The following is a 13,167-nucleotide window of genomic DNA, read 5'->3' as shown; positions in this document are numbered from 1 at the left end:
GCGCCGCCATTAACTGGTCCTTAAATCGTTTAATGCGGGGCTAAGGTGGCTCTCGATAATGGGCGGCCCATCCCCTCCCTCTTGCAAACCGACATGCGCGCACTCGTGGTGGAAGACGACCCCGGCATCGCCAGCGGCCTGGAGCAGGCCTTGCGGCGCGCGGGCTATGCCGTGGACCTGTGCGCCACGCGCGACGCCGCCTGGCACGCCCTGTCGGTCGAACCCTTCGACGTGCTGCTGCTGGACCTGGGCCTGCCCGATGGCGAGGGCCTGGACCTGCTGGCCCGCCTGCGCCAGCAGCCCGCGCCAGTGGCCGGGCGCCAAACCCTGCCGCACAAGGACATGCCGGTGCTGATCATGACCGCGCGCGATGGCGTGAGCGACCGCATCGGCGGGCTGGACAGCGGCGCCGACGACTACCTCGTCAAGCCCTTCGACGCCAACGAGTTGCTGGCGCGCCTGCGCGCCATGCTGCGCCGCGCGGGCGGTCGCAGCAACCCGCTCATCGAGCACGGTGATCTGGTGATCGACCCCGCCGCCCACACCGTGCGGCGCGCGGGCAAGCCGGTGGTGCTGGGCGGCAAGGAGTTCGCGCTGCTGCTCACGCTCATGCAAGCGCGCCCGCAGGTGCTGTCGAAGACGCGGCTGGTGTCGGCCCTCTACGGCTTCGGCGAGGAGCTGGAGAGCAACGCCATCGAAGTGCACATCCACCACCTGCGCCGCAAGCTCGGCGAGTCGCTGATCCACACCGTGCGCGGCGTCGGCTACTTCATCGCACGCGACGACAGCGCGGCGGACCAGCCCCGATGAAGACCCTTCCGCCGCCGCGCCTGTTGCGCCACTACCTGCTGCGCTGGACCCTGGGCGTGGTCCTGGTGGTCTGGCTGGCCGTGGTGGCGCAGGCCTGGTCGACCGCTTTTCGCGAGGCGCGCAAATTCTCTGACGGCCAGATGGTGGCCGTGGCGCGGCTGTGGCTGGCCGCTGCGCCCACGGGCGGCGTGCGGCCCTTGCCCCCGGAGGGCGCCGAACTCGCGCACGAGTTCCTGCAGGACGTGGCCGTGCTGGCCTGGGAAGGCGGGCGCCTCGTCTCTGACACGCATGGGCTGGCACCCGGCCTGGACGCCCATGCCTTGCAGGCGTCGGGCTTCTCCACGGTCGAGGTGCGCGTGCCCGGCCTGCCGCCGCAGTGGCGGACCTTTTCGGTCGAGACCGGCGAGGGCGCCGCGCGCCACCGCGTGGTGGTGCTGATGGACATGGCCCAGCGCCACGAACTCGGCAAGGACATCGCCGAGCACGTGGCGCAGCCCGCGCTGCTGCTGTTGCCCCTGGTGTTGCTGCTCTTGTGGTGGACGGTGCGCCGTGGCCTGCGCCCGCTCGACAAGCTGTCGAGCGAGGTGGCCGCGCTCGACGGCTTCGCCGGCCAGCGCCTGGACACCGCGCACCGCTTCAGCGAGTTCGCGAGCACCGTCAGCGCCATCAACGCCCTGGTGGACACCTTGCAGGCGCGCGCGCAGCGCGAGCGCGAGTTCGCTTCCGACGTGGCGCACGAACTGCGCACACCGTTGGCCGCGCTGGCGCTGCAGGCGCGCGCAGCGCGGCACGATGCCTCGCCCGAGCGGCTCGCGCAGCTGGAGCGGGAATCCCTGCGCGCCGGACGCATCCTGCACCAGTTGCTGGACCTGGCGCGCGCCCAGCGAAAGCACCCCGACGAGGACGCCGAACCGGTCGCGCTGGGCGAACTGGCGGCCGGGCTGGTCGCCGCGCACGCGCCGGCGGCGCACGAGAGCGGGCACGACATCTCCCTGTTGCAGCCCGATGAGCCGGTGCGGGTGAAGGCCCAGCCCATGCTGCTGGAACTGGCCCTGCGCAATCTCATCGAGAACGCGCTGCGCCACACCCCGGCGGGCACGCAGGTGGTGGTGGCGGTATGGCGAGAGGCCGGCTCGGTGGGCGTGTCGGTCAGCGACGACGGCGGCGGGCCGGGCGGCGTGTCGGCGCGCCCCGCCGAATCGGGTGGCCTGGGGCTGGGCCTGCGTCTCGTCCAGCGCATCGCCGAGCAACTGGGTGCCCGTCTCGAGTCCGGCCCTGGCGAAGCACCCATGACCACGCGCTTCGCCTTGCGCTGGCCGCTCGCCTAAGGTTCATCTAATCCGGGGCGCACACGCTCCCGGGGGCCGCGAGAAGCGGTCTCCCGAGGGCCATTCATGCCGATCCCGTTTCCGTTTGCCTTTGAGCAATCACCGGCGCCGCTGGCCGCCGCACCCCTGGCGCGCGTCCCGCGCGCCGCCGCCACCGTGTGGGGGCTGGCCCTCTGGCTGGCCCTGGCCGGCAACCTGCCGCTGTGGCAGCGCATCCACGGCCTCGGTGGCCCGCTGATCCACCGCGCCGCGCTCGTCGCGGGGCTGGGCACGCTGCTCACCGGCGCCATCGCGGCGCTGCTGTGGCTGCTGGCCTGGCCGCGGGTGTTCCGCCCGGTGGCCAGCGCCTTGCTGCTGGTGGCCGGCGCGAACACGTACTTCATGTGGCGCTACGGCGTGGTGATGGACCCGACCATGCTGGCCAATGCGCTGCACACCGACACGCGCGAGGTGCGCGACCTGATGTCGTGGGCGCTGTTGTGCGCGGTGCTGTTCGTGGCCGGCCCGCCGCTGTGGGTGCTGTGGCGGCGGCCGCCGTTGCTGCGTGGCGGCTGGCGCCGCGCGGGACGCAACGCCACGGGCGTGCTGGCCGCCCTCGCGCTCCTGGTGCTCGCGGCCCTGAGCAACTTCCAGGGCCTGGCCTCGCTGATGCGCAACCACAAGGACCTGCGCTACATGGCCAACCCGCTCAACAGCGTCTACGCCGCGGCGCGCGTGGCGGCGGACCGCCTGCCGCGCCAGGCGCACCCGCTGCTGCCCGTGGGCGACGACGCCACCCTGGGCGCCAGCTACGCGCGACAGGCCCGCCCGCCCCTGCTGCTGCTGGTGATCGGCGAGACGGCGCGTGCGCAGAACTTCGGCCTCGACGGCTACGCGCGCAACACCACGCCCGCGCTGGCGCGCTGGCACTCGCGCGGCGAACTGGTCAATTTCAGCCAGGTGCGCTCCTGCGGCACCAACACCCTGGTCTCCGTGCCCTGCCTGTTTTCGCCGCTGGCGCGCGCGCAGGGCGGTGATCAGCCGGCGGATCGCGAAAACCTGCTCGACGTATTGCAGCGCGCTGGCCTGGCCGTGCTGTGGATCGACAACCAGGCCGGCTGCAAGGGCGTGTGCGACCGCGTGCTCCACGCGTACACGAACGACCGCCCGGTGCCCGCCCTGTGCCCGGGTGGCGAATGCCTCGACGAGGCCCTGCTCGATGGCCTGGACGCCCGCCTCGACGCACTGGACCCGGCGCGCCGCGCGCGCGGCGTGGTGCTGGTGATGCACCAGATGGGCAGCCACGGCCCGGCCTACGCCAGCCGCTCGCCCGACGGCGCCAAGCCCTTCCTGCCCGAATGCCGCAGCAACGCGCTGCCCGAGTGCTCGCACGAGGAACTGGTCAACGCCTACGACAACTCCATCGCCTACACCGACCGCTTTCTCGACCAGACCTTGCGCTGGCTGCGCGCGCGTGCCGAACAAGGACGCAACGACACCGGCCTGGTCTACGTGTCCGACCACGGCGAGTCATTGGGCGAGAACGGCCTCTACCTGCACGGCCTGCCCTATGCGCTGGCCCCCGAGCAGCAGACGCACGTGCCCATGGTGGCCTGGTTCTCGCCCGGCCTGCGCGCACGGTCGGGGCTGTCGATGGACTGCCTGCGCGCGCGCTCGGCCGAACCGCTGTCGCACGACCACTTCTTCCACACCGTGCTGGGGCTGATGGACGTGAACACCCGCGCCCGCCAGCCGTCGCTGGACGCGCTGGCGCCCTGCGCCGCCGCCGGGTGACCGCCGGCGAGCGCGCGCGCTTTCCTACAATCCCCGGGTTTGTCCACAGAACCCGGGATTGCCGACATGACCGCCTTCATCCGCTTCGCCGACCTTTGCGCGCAGGGCCGCGCCAAGGGCCAGCGCGTTTTCATCCGCGCCGACCTCAACGTGCCGCAGGACGAGCAGGGCCGCATCACCGAAGACACGCGCATCCGCGCCAGCGTGCCCGCCATCCGCCTCGCGCTGGACGCCGGTGCGGCCGTCATGGTCACCTCGCACCTGGGCCGCCCCACCGAAGGCCAGTTCAAGCCCGAGGACTCGCTGCAGCCCGTGGCCGTGCGCCTGGCCGAACTGCTGGGCCAGCCCGTGCGCCTCATCAGCGACTGGGTCGATGGCGACTTCTCGGTGTCGCCCGGCGAGGTGGTGCTGCTGGAGAACTGCCGCCTCAACGTGGGCGAGAAGAAGAACAGCCCCGAGCTCGCGAAGAAGCTCGGTGCGCTGTGCGACATCTTCGTGCACGACGCCTTCGGCACCGCGCACCGTGCCGAGGGCACCACCTACGGCATCGCCGAGACCGCGCCTGTGGCCTGCGCGGGCCCGCTGCTGGCGGCCGAGATGGACGCCATCGCCCAGGCACTGGCCCAACCGAAGCGCCCGCTGGTGGCCATCGTGGCCGGCAGCAAGGTCAGCACCAAGCTCACCATCCTGCAGAGCCTGGCCAGCAAGGTCGACCAGCTCATCGTGGGCGGCGGCATCGCCAACACCTTCATGCTGGCCGCCGGACTGAAGATCGGCAAGAGCCTGGCCGAGCCCGACCTCCTGGGCGAGGCGAAGGCGGTCATCGAGGCCATGAAGGCGCGCGGCGCGGACGTGCCCATTCCCAAGGACGTGGTGGTGGCCAAGCGCTTCGCGGCCGACGCCGAGGCCACGGTGAAGAAAGCCACCGACGTGGCCGAGGACGACCTCATCCTCGACATCGGCCCCGAGACCGCCGCGAAGCTGGCGGCGCAGCTCAAGCAGGCCGGCACCATCGTGTGGAACGGCCCGGTCGGCGTGTTCGAGTTCGCGGCCTTCGAAGGGGGCACCAAGGCCATCGCGCAGGCCATCGCCGACAGCCCGGGCTTTTCCATCGCGGGCGGCGGCGACACGCTCGCGGCCATCGCCAAGTACGGCATCGAGAAGGACGTGGGCTACATCTCCACCGGCGGCGGGGCCTTCCTCGAAGTGCTCGAGGGCAAGACCTTGCCCGCCTTCGAGGTGCTGGCCCGCAGGGCTCAGGCCTGACGGTCCGGGCGTGTAGGGATGCGAGCCACGACCCACACGCCGATCGCCGCCGCCACCAGCACCACGCCCAGCAGCACGGGCCGATCGCGCAGCCCCCAGGCCGAGAGCGACACCATCACCAGCATGGTGAGCTGGGCGAAGCGCTTGGTGCGCTTGCGCAGGCTGCGGTGCTCTTCCCAGTCGCGCACCATCGGGCCGAAGAAGCGGTGCCCGCGCAACCAGCCGTGCAGGCGCGGCGAGGCCTTGGCGTAACAGGCCGCCGCCAGCAGCACGAAGGGCGTGGTGGGCAGGCCCGGCAGCACCACGCCCACGATGCCCAGGCCCAGCGACACCGTGCCGGCCAGCCAGAGCAGCCAGCGCACGGCGCGCGGGGTTCCTTCAGGAGAAGACATGCGCCGGCATGATAGCCAGCGCACGGGGGATCAGGCGGCGGCGCCGATCGTGAGCGACACGCTGCCCACGCCCTCCACCCGGCCTTCGAGCCGGTCACCGCTGACCACCGCGCCGACGCCCTCCGGCGTGCCGGTGTAGATCAGATCGCCGGCCTGCAGGTGGTAGAAGCGCGAGAGGTCTTCGATGATCTCGCGGACGTTCCAGATCAGCTTGTCCACGTCGGATTGCTGCTTCGTTGCGCCATTGACGGCGAGTTCGATCGCGCCGCGCTCGATCACCGCGCCCGGCATGGGCACGATCTCGCTGCACACCGAGCCCTGCTCGATGTCCTTGCCCAGGTCCCAGGGGCGGCCCTTGTCGCGCGCCACCAGTTGCAGGTCGCGCCGCGTCATGTCCAGGCCGGCGGCGTAGCCGTAGATGAGGTCGTGCGCGTCGGCCGCGGCCACGCGAAAGCCCGCGCGGCCAATCGCCACCACCAGCTCCATCTCGAAGTGGTAATTGTTCGTCTCGCTGGGGTAGGGCACGGTGCTGCCCGAGGGCGTGAGCGTGCCGATCGACTTGGTGAAGTAGAACGGCCGCTCCACCGACTTGTCCACGGGCTTGCCCATCTCCACCGCGTGCGCGTGGTAGTTGCGGCCGACGAAGAACAGGCGGTTGACGGGAAACAGTTCGCTCTTGCCCTGGATGGGCAGGGCGGCGACGGCGGGCGGGTCGAAGAGGTACTGGGGCATGGCGGGTCTGGGGATCAAGGCATCTGCGGTTGGTTGTCGGGGCGCACCTCGTAGACGCCGAGCTTGCGGTGCAGCGGCGACTCGTCGGCGACGAAGAGGAAGGCGGGTTCGCTGGCCGACGCATTGACCAGTGTGGTGGGCGTGTAGCCCGGCATGCAGCAGGTGTCGGCTTCCTTCAGGTCGAAGTCGTGTCCCTGCACGCTGACGCGCGCGCGGCCTTCGATGGCGTGGTACACGCAGGCCGGCGAACGCGCGGGCAGCGAGAGCGTCTGGCCCGGGCGCAGCATGAGCGCGTGAAAGCCCAGCACGTTCTCGGCGTCCTCGCCGGTCTCGGGGTTGGTGTAGGTGACCTGCACGTGGTCCAGCGCGGGCTGGTCGTCGGCGATCGACAGCAGCGCGGCCTTCGCGTCGGCCCAGGGGTAGCGCAGCATGGGGTAGCGCTGGCCGGCGCGGCCGAACACGGGCGTGGGCACCACGCCCGCGCGCGAGTAGGCGCGGTCGCCGCGACCGGGCTTGACGTCCTGGCGGCCGCCATTGAGGTGGTAGCTCACCTCCAGGTAGTACATGAGCGGCAGGTCCAGCACGTCGAGCCAGATCACGGGCGCGTCGCCATCGTGGCCGTGTTCGTGCCAGCGGCCGGTGGGCGTGAGGATCAGGTCGCCGCGGCTCATGGGGCACCTCTCGCCGTCCACCGTGGTCCAGGCGCCTTCGCCTTCCACCACCATGCGCACCGCGTTGGGCGTGTGGCGGTGGCTGGGCGCCCACTCGCCCGGTAGCAGCAACTGCATGCCCAGGTAGAGCGCGGCGCTGGCCTGCATCTTCTCCAGCGTGTGGCCGGGGTTGGCCAGCACCAGCACGCGGCGCTCGGCCTTCTCGATCGGCGTGAGCTCGCCGGCCTTCAGCAGCAGCGGCTTGATGTCGGCGTAGGCCCAGTGCGTGGGGCGTGTCTGGCGTGTGGGGATCTGCGGCGGCAGCACGCCGCGCAGGCTGGGCCACAGCGGCACCAGGTTGCGCTCGCGCAGCGCGGCCACGTAGTCGGCGGGCAGGTCTTCGAGGCGTCCGAGGTCGTTCATGCTTGCTGCCTAATTGATAAGCACACTGATCATAAGCGTTCTCATCTTAAGTGCCCTGATAGCATGCTGTCCACTTCCTCCCGTCGCCCATCCATGAAACGTTCCGAGCCGTCCGGGGTCAGCATCGACGACCAGCCGGGCTACTACATCCGGCGCTTGCACCAGATCTCGGTGGGCATCTTCCTGCAGGAGCTGTCGGAACTGGGCGTGACGCCGGTGCAGTATGCGGCGCTGCAGACCGTGGCCAACCAGCCAGGCATCGACCAGCGCACGCTGGCGCGCACCGTCGCGTTGGACGCCTCGACGACGGGTGGCGTGGTGGACCGATTGGAGCAGCGCGGCGTGCTGGAGCGCCGCGCGGCGCCCGCCGACCGGCGCGTGCGCCAGTTGTGGCTCACGGCCGCGGGGGAACAACTGCTGGCCGACGCGGTGCCGGCCATGCTGCAGGCGCAGCAGCAGATCCTGGCGCCGCTGACCGAGCGTCAGCGCACCGAGTTCATGCGCCTCATGCGCATCGTGGTGGACGAGAACAACGCGCTCAGCCGCGCGCCGAGCGAAGCGGCGAAGTGAGCGGAGCGCGGGCTCAGCCGCGTATGTGTTCCACCACCGCCTGCACCACGCCGTCGTCGCGCAGCAGGCGGGTGTGCCCCAGGCCGCTGGTCTCCAGCAGGCGCGCGCCGGCGATGGCGTCGCGAAAGGCCTCGGCGTCGGCGAAGCGGTTGATGCGGTCCTCGCGGTCGTGGACGATGAGCGTGGGTTGCGCCACGCGCGGCCCCACCGCGGCGGGCTCGAACTGGCGCATCAGGATGCCCTCGCGCGCCTCCACCCGCTGCTGCAGCCGCGCGCGTGTCTCCTCGCTCAGGCCGAACACCATGGCGAACAGCCGCGTGTACGCATAGGGCGAGGCCGGCGGCGCCAGCAGCGCCAGGCGCGGCACGGCCAGGCCGCGGGCCGCCGCATAGGCCAGCGCGTTGGCCGCCAGCGAATGCGCCACCACCGCCCGCACCTCGTGCCCCTGCTGCTGCAGGCGCGCGGTGAGGTACTCGATGGCGCGCGCGAACTGCGGCAGGTTGCTGGTGCTGCCCTCGCTGCGCCCGTGCGCCGGCAGGTCCACCAGCACGGGACGCAGGCCCTGGGCCATCAGCGCCTTCGCCAGCGGGAGCATCTGCTGGGCGTAACCGCCCCAGCCGTGCAGCAGCAGCACCACCGGCCCGTGCGGGCCGGGCGGCGGCTGGTAGAGCGTGAGGCTGGCGTCTTCGAAGGGCAGGCGCGTGAGGCGCCAGCGGGCCAGCTCCGGCTGGCGCCGGTGCAGCCACTTGGACGGCAGCGGCGTGCCGAACACGCGGTAGGCGCCCCGCACGGCCAGGGCCGGCCACACGCGCTCGGACACACCGAGCGCCCAGCGCAGCCAGCGTGTGCCGGGGTTGGCCTGGTAGTAGGCCGAGGCGGTGTGCAGTGAGGTGCTGTTCATCGCGGATCTCCTGAAATCGCACGACTGTGCGAAATATGGTCAAACAAAAAGGAAAGGCGCAGGCGCCGTTCCTCAGCTTTCGTAGGTCTTGAGCAAGCGCGCCCAGGTGGCCTGGGCGCGTTCGGTGGCGCGCGGGTCGCGCAGGAAACGCACGTCGTGGACCAGCCCGATGCACAGGCTGCAGATTTCGCCGACCAGTTGCTCCGGGTCGGTGTCGGGCTTGAGGTGGCCGGCCTCCACGGCCTGCAGCACGGTGCGGCGCAGGGCGGCGCGCCAGCGCGTCACCTCGCCGAGCAGCAGGTCGCGCAGCTCGCCCTCGCGGTCGTCGAGCTCGAAGGCGCCTGAGGTGTACAGGCAGCCGGTGTGCGCCTCCACGTCGCGCAGGCGGATCAGCCAGCGCCGCACGATCTCGCTCAGCCGCGGCAGGCCCTTGGGCGCCTGCATGGCCGGCACGAACACGTCGGCCAGGAAGCGGCGGCCGAATTCTTCGATGACCGCCTTCTGCAAGGCCTCGCGCGAACCCACGCGAGAGAACACGCCGCTCTTGGACAGGCCGATGCGGTCGGCCACCGCCTGCAGGCTGATGGCCTCCAGGCCCTCGGCCGAGGCGAGGTCGAGCGCGGCGCCGACGATGGCGGCGCGCGTCATTTCGCTTTTCTGGGTCCGGGCGTCCATGGCGGCGAAATTTAGCACGTATGTGCGAAATGGCAAATCCCTTTGGCGCGGGCCCCAGTCCTTGGACGATGAATGGCCGCTGGCTATGATCCGCGCGATCCGCGCCGCAGGCCCCATGGACATCCCCCTCCCACCGCTCAAACCCGAGTTCCTGGCCATGCTGGTCAAGGGGGTGTCGCTCACGCTGAGCAGCTGCGACCACGCCCTCAACCCCAGCGTGATGCGCGCCGTCGGCAGCCGCATCGACGACGGCGGGCGCCGCGTCACCGCCTACCTGGGGCGCGCGCAGTCGCGGCAGTTGCTGGCCGACATCGCCTCCACCGGCCGGCTCGCCGCGGTGTTCAGCCAGCCCAGCACCCACCTCACGCTGCAGTTGAAGAGCCGGCGCGTGCGCATCCGCGAAGCGCGCGCCGACGACCGCCCTTACCTGCAGAGCTACCTGCGTTCAATGGAGCAGGAGGTCTCGGCGGTCGGCTTCGCGCCGGTGTATGCGCGGGCCCTGCTGGCCTACGCGCCCGACGAGCTGGTGGCCGTCGAGTTCGAGCCCGACGAGGCCTACGACCAGACGCCCGGCTCCAAGGCCGGCAGCCCGCTGGTGAGCGCCCCATGAACGCGCCCGAGGCCTTCACCATCGCCGACCGCGCCAGCATGGCCGAGCTGCGGCCCTGCCTGGAAGGCGCCATCCCGGCCGTCATGGCCACCGTGGCGGCCGACGGCACGCCCAACGTGGCCTACCTCTCGCAGGTGCACCACGTGGACGACGACCACGTCGCGCTCTCGTTCCAGTTCTTCAATCGCACGCGCCAGAACCTGCTGGCGCACCCGCGCTCCACGGTGCTGGTGACCAACCCCCTGGACATCCACTTCTACCGCCTGCACCTGAAGTACCTGCGCACCGACACCGAGGGGCCGGTGTTCGAGCGGATGAAGGCGCAGCTCGCGGGCATCGCCTCGCACGAAGGGCTGGACGCGGTGTTTCGCCTGCGCGGTGCCGACATCCACCAGGTGCTGGCGATCGAGCGCGTGCCCGTGGCCGTGGCGCCGCCGCTGCCGGCGCCACCCGTGCGCCCCGAGCCACTGGCCCTGCTGCGCCGCGTCAGCGGGCGCCTGTCGCGGGCGCGCACGCTCGATGCCCTGCTGGAGGCCGCGCTGGACTGCCTGCAGCACGAGCTGAACATGCCTCAGGCCATGGTGCTCATCGCCGACGCTGCCTCGGGCCGCTTGTACACCGTGGCCAGCCGGGGCTACCCCACCTCGGGTGTGGGCTCCGAGATCGCGCTGGGCCACGGCGTCATCGGCGTGGCCGCGCGCGAGGCCACGCCGGTGCGCATCAACCACATGACCAGCGCCACGCGCTACAACCAGGCCCTGGTCGACAGCCTGGCCGGGCGCGACGCCGGCGCCGAGATCCCATACCCCGGCCTGGCGCAGCCCGGCAGCCAGCTGGCCACGCCGCTGGTGTCGGCCGGGCGCGTGGTGGGCGTGCTGTTCGTGGAAAGCGAACAGGAGATGCGCCTGACCCATGAAGACGAAGACCTGCTCGTCACGCTGGCGGGGCAGCTCGCGGCGGGCATCGACCTGATGCACGAGTCCGAAGAGCCCTGCGGCGAGGACGGGACCGCGGCCGACGCCGACGCGGCCGGCGCGGCCACCGTGCCGCTGCTGCGCGTGCGCCGCTACCGGCGCGACGACAGCATCTTCGTCAACAACGCCTACCTCATCAAAGGCGTGGCGGGCGCCATCCTGTGGAAGCTGCTGAACGACCACCGCGCCGGCCGCAGCGAATTCACCAACCGCGAGCTGCGGCTGGACACCAGCCTGGGCCTGCCCGACGTGAGCGACAACCTGGAGGCGCGCCTGCTGCTGCTGCACCGCCGCCTGGGCGAGCAGTGCCCGGCGCTGCGCCTGCAGAAGACCGGGCGCGGCTGTTTCCGCTTCGACGCGCTGGCGCCGGTGGAGCTGGCCGAAAGCCCCTGAACGCGCAGTCGCCAGCGGCTGGTTGGCCGGTGGTGTCAGGCGCTGACCAGGCCGGGCACGGGCGGCAGGTTGATGCCGCGCGCGAGTTTGGCCCAGTCGCGCGCCGCCAGGTGGGCGCGCGCCAGGTCGAGGATCGCCGCCACCGCCGGCGCGGGCGCCTTGGCCTGCAGGTCGTTCACCAGCAGGCAACGCTCCTCGGCGTTCATCGCGGGCAGCATCCAGCGCACGGTGGTCATCATCTCTTCGGGCGGGATGCTGGCCACGAGTTCGTCGTGGATGGCCAGCAGCTCGAAGTCGTTGTAGGTGGTCCAGAGCGCGGCGTTGTGGCGCGTTTCCTCGGCGTGCATGTGCTGCAGGTTGTCCGCCACGAACAAGGCCAGCGCCAGATACAGCGCGTGCAGGGCGCTGGCGCGCTCGCCGGCCGGCACGCTGGCCAGTGCGCGCGCGGCATCGGCCAGTTGCGCGGTGTGGCGCAGGTGGTCCTCGTGGTCGTCGGCCACCGCGTCGCACACGCCGGGGCAGCGGGCGCGCAGCGCGGGGTGGATGAAGCGGTTCTCGTGTTCGACGTGGCGCTCGGCCATCTCCATCAGTTCGACCACCCGGTCGCTGGCGTCGTGCACCTCGGCCTCGTCGGCGGGGTCGGCGCGGCCGACGGCGGCCAGGGTGTCGGTCATCACGGCGCGCAGCGCCTTGTGGATGCCGGCGTACATGTTGAAGCGGCCTTCGCCCGTGCGGGCGGCGGCGGCGATGGCGGCGATTTCGATCGGGTGCGAGTGCATGGTGGAGGTCCTTGGGCGCCGGTGACGCCCGGCGACGGGGCGGTGGGGCGGCGCCCCATGCGCCGCTCGTCCATGCCGGGAAGTCTCGCGAAGGCACCGTCTTCGCGCCGCTAAATGACGCTTAAGTGCTTCCTAAAAGGACCTTAAGCCTCCCCCAGGCGGAGGAGAAAGGCCTCAATCCGGCCCGCGGAGGCGGCCGCGCGCCTGCTTCACTTGCGAGCGCTGGGCCTTGCCTTGCAGCCGGCGCTCGCGCGAGGCGCGCGTGGGCCGCGTGGCGCGGCGTTCCTTGGGCGGCACGGCCACCGCGTCCACCATGGCCTGCAGCCGGGCCAGGGCCTCGGCCTTGTTCTGCTCCAGGCTGCGGCTGCCCTGGGCCTTGATGACGATCACGCCTTCTTGCGTGAGCCGGGTGTCGCTGAGCGCCAGCAGCCGCGCCTTCACCGCCTCGGGCAGGGAGGATGCGCGCACCGCGAAGCGCAGGTGCACCGCGTTGCTGACCTTGTTGACGTTCTGCCCGCCCGCGCCTTGGGCGCGGATGGCGGTGAAGTCCACCTCGGCGGGGTCGATGGTCGGGCGCTCGGGCATGGCCGCAGTCTAGAGTCTGCGTGCCTGCGCCATGCCCTGCGCTCAATAGCGCTCCTTCACGCCGGTGAACATGGCCTTGACCAGCCGCGTGCGTTCCAGCCGCCCCATCACGAGGGCCGCTGCCGCGTGCAGGCCCGCGAGCGACAGCAGCCAGTTGGCCAGCGCCTCGTGCAGGTCCTGCACCGCCTCGCTGCCCCAGAAGCGGTCGGTGCCCTGCAGCCAGCCCGTGAAGCCGAGCAGCAGCACCAGCGCCATGAGCGCGAGCATCATCAGCGCGCCCAGGGGGTTGTGGCCCGCCGTGGCGGG

At 71.5% G+C, this 13,167-nt stretch carries 15 protein-coding genes; 7 read left to right on the top strand and 8 right to left on the bottom strand.

Annotated features, from left to right (window positions below):
• Window positions 1-93 precede the first annotated feature (93 nt).
• The 4 genes from VLG41_RS15000 to VLG41_RS14985 all read left to right on the top strand — a co-directional run bounded on the left by VLG41_RS15000 (window position 94) and on the right by VLG41_RS14985 (window position 5,177).
• Window positions 94-810, top strand: a complete 717-nt coding sequence (locus tag VLG41_RS15000; protein ID WP_325350201.1) for a response regulator transcription factor — start codon at window positions 94-96, stop codon at window positions 808-810.
• Window positions 807-2,138: a sensor histidine kinase gene (locus VLG41_RS14995; protein ID WP_325350200.1), complete on the top strand. Its 1,332-nt coding sequence runs from the start codon at window positions 807-809 to the stop codon at window positions 2,136-2,138. The genes VLG41_RS15000 and VLG41_RS14995 overlap by 4 nt, the downstream gene beginning before the upstream one ends.
• A gap of 66 nt (window positions 2,139-2,204) precedes the next feature.
• Window positions 2,205-3,911 carry a phosphoethanolamine--lipid A transferase gene (locus VLG41_RS14990; RefSeq protein WP_325350199.1) on the top strand — a complete coding sequence of 569 codons (1,707 nt, stop codon included), beginning with the start codon at window positions 2,205-2,207 and terminating at the stop codon, window positions 3,909-3,911.
• Between the two features lie 66 nt (window positions 3,912-3,977).
• Entirely contained in the window at window positions 3,978-5,177 is a 1,200-nt protein-coding gene (locus VLG41_RS14985) for a phosphoglycerate kinase (RefSeq protein WP_325350198.1), read from the top strand.
• Here VLG41_RS14985 and VLG41_RS14980 read toward each other — a convergent pair.
• Genes VLG41_RS14980 through VLG41_RS14970 form a run of 3 tightly spaced genes read right to left on the bottom strand, consistent with a single transcriptional unit; the run spans window position 5,168 to window position 7,374 of the window.
• The gene (locus tag VLG41_RS14980) at window positions 5,168-5,569 is read right to left on the bottom strand and encodes a YbaN family protein (protein WP_325350197.1); all 402 of its coding nucleotides are present in this window, start codon (window positions 5,567-5,569) and stop codon (window positions 5,168-5,170) included. The genes VLG41_RS14985 and VLG41_RS14980 overlap by 10 nt on opposite strands.
• Window positions 5,570-5,599: 30 nt before the next feature.
• On the bottom strand, window positions 5,600-6,301 hold the full coding sequence (locus tag VLG41_RS14975; protein ID WP_325350196.1) for a fumarylacetoacetate hydrolase family protein: 702 nt from the start codon (window positions 6,299-6,301) through the stop codon (window positions 5,600-5,602).
• Window positions 6,302-6,315: 14 nt separating this feature from the next.
• Complete coding sequence (locus tag VLG41_RS14970) at window positions 6,316-7,374, bottom strand: cupin domain-containing protein (protein WP_325350195.1); 1,059 nt, start codon at window positions 7,372-7,374, stop codon at window positions 6,316-6,318.
• A gap of 93 nt (window positions 7,375-7,467) precedes the next feature.
• Here VLG41_RS14970 and VLG41_RS14965 point away from each other — a divergent pair, with 93 nt between their 5' ends.
• Entirely contained in the window at window positions 7,468-7,944 is a 477-nt protein-coding gene (locus VLG41_RS14965; protein WP_325350194.1) for a MarR family transcriptional regulator, read from the top strand.
• A 13-nt stretch (window positions 7,945-7,957) separates the two neighbouring features.
• Here the strand turns inward: VLG41_RS14965 and VLG41_RS14960 are convergent, their stop codons facing one another.
• Together VLG41_RS14960 and VLG41_RS14955 are read right to left on the bottom strand one after the other, a co-directional pair.
• The gene (locus VLG41_RS14960) at window positions 7,958-8,845 is read right to left on the bottom strand and encodes an alpha/beta hydrolase (protein ID WP_325350193.1); all 888 of its coding nucleotides are present in this window, start codon (window positions 8,843-8,845) and stop codon (window positions 7,958-7,960) included.
• Window positions 8,846-8,917: 72 nt separating this feature from the next.
• Window positions 8,918-9,520, bottom strand: a complete 603-nt coding sequence (locus tag VLG41_RS14955; protein ID WP_325350192.1) for a TetR/AcrR family transcriptional regulator — start codon at window positions 9,518-9,520, stop codon at window positions 8,918-8,920.
• Window positions 9,521-9,635: 115 nt separating this feature from the next.
• Here VLG41_RS14955 and VLG41_RS14950 point away from each other — a divergent pair, with 115 nt between their 5' ends.
• Window positions 9,636-10,130, top strand: coding sequence for a hypothetical protein (locus VLG41_RS14950; RefSeq protein ID WP_325350191.1), 495 nt, complete (start codon window positions 9,636-9,638; stop codon window positions 10,128-10,130).
• Window positions 10,127-11,497 carry a GAF domain-containing protein gene (locus VLG41_RS14945; protein ID WP_325350190.1) on the top strand — a complete coding sequence of 457 codons (1,371 nt, stop codon included), beginning with the start codon at window positions 10,127-10,129 and terminating at the stop codon, window positions 11,495-11,497. The genes VLG41_RS14950 and VLG41_RS14945 overlap by 4 nt, the downstream gene beginning before the upstream one ends.
• 35 nt (window positions 11,498-11,532) lie before the next feature.
• Here the strand turns inward: VLG41_RS14945 and VLG41_RS14940 are convergent, their stop codons facing one another.
• From VLG41_RS14940 to VLG41_RS14930, 3 genes are all read right to left on the bottom strand, one after another.
• Window positions 11,533-12,276 (bottom strand): hemerythrin domain-containing protein, encoded by a 744-nt coding sequence (locus VLG41_RS14940; RefSeq protein ID WP_325350189.1) that lies wholly within the window; start codon window positions 12,274-12,276, stop codon window positions 11,533-11,535.
• A gap of 174 nt (window positions 12,277-12,450) precedes the next feature.
• Window positions 12,451-12,861 (bottom strand): alternative ribosome rescue aminoacyl-tRNA hydrolase ArfB, encoded by a 411-nt coding sequence (arfB, locus tag VLG41_RS14935; RefSeq protein ID WP_325350188.1) that lies wholly within the window; start codon window positions 12,859-12,861, stop codon window positions 12,451-12,453.
• A 42-nt stretch (window positions 12,862-12,903) separates the two neighbouring features.
• Window positions 12,904-13,167, bottom strand: a 264-nt coding sequence (locus VLG41_RS14930; protein ID WP_325350187.1) for a cytochrome b/b6 domain-containing protein, incomplete at its 5' end; no start/stop codon positions are given.

Source organism: Hydrogenophaga sp. (genome assembly GCF_035481345.1).
GTDB lineage: Bacteria > Pseudomonadota > Gammaproteobacteria > Burkholderiales > Burkholderiaceae_C > Hydrogenophaga.
The sequence above is the reverse complement of the archived record's forward strand: the minus strand, read 5'-3'. Positions and strand labels throughout refer to the sequence as shown.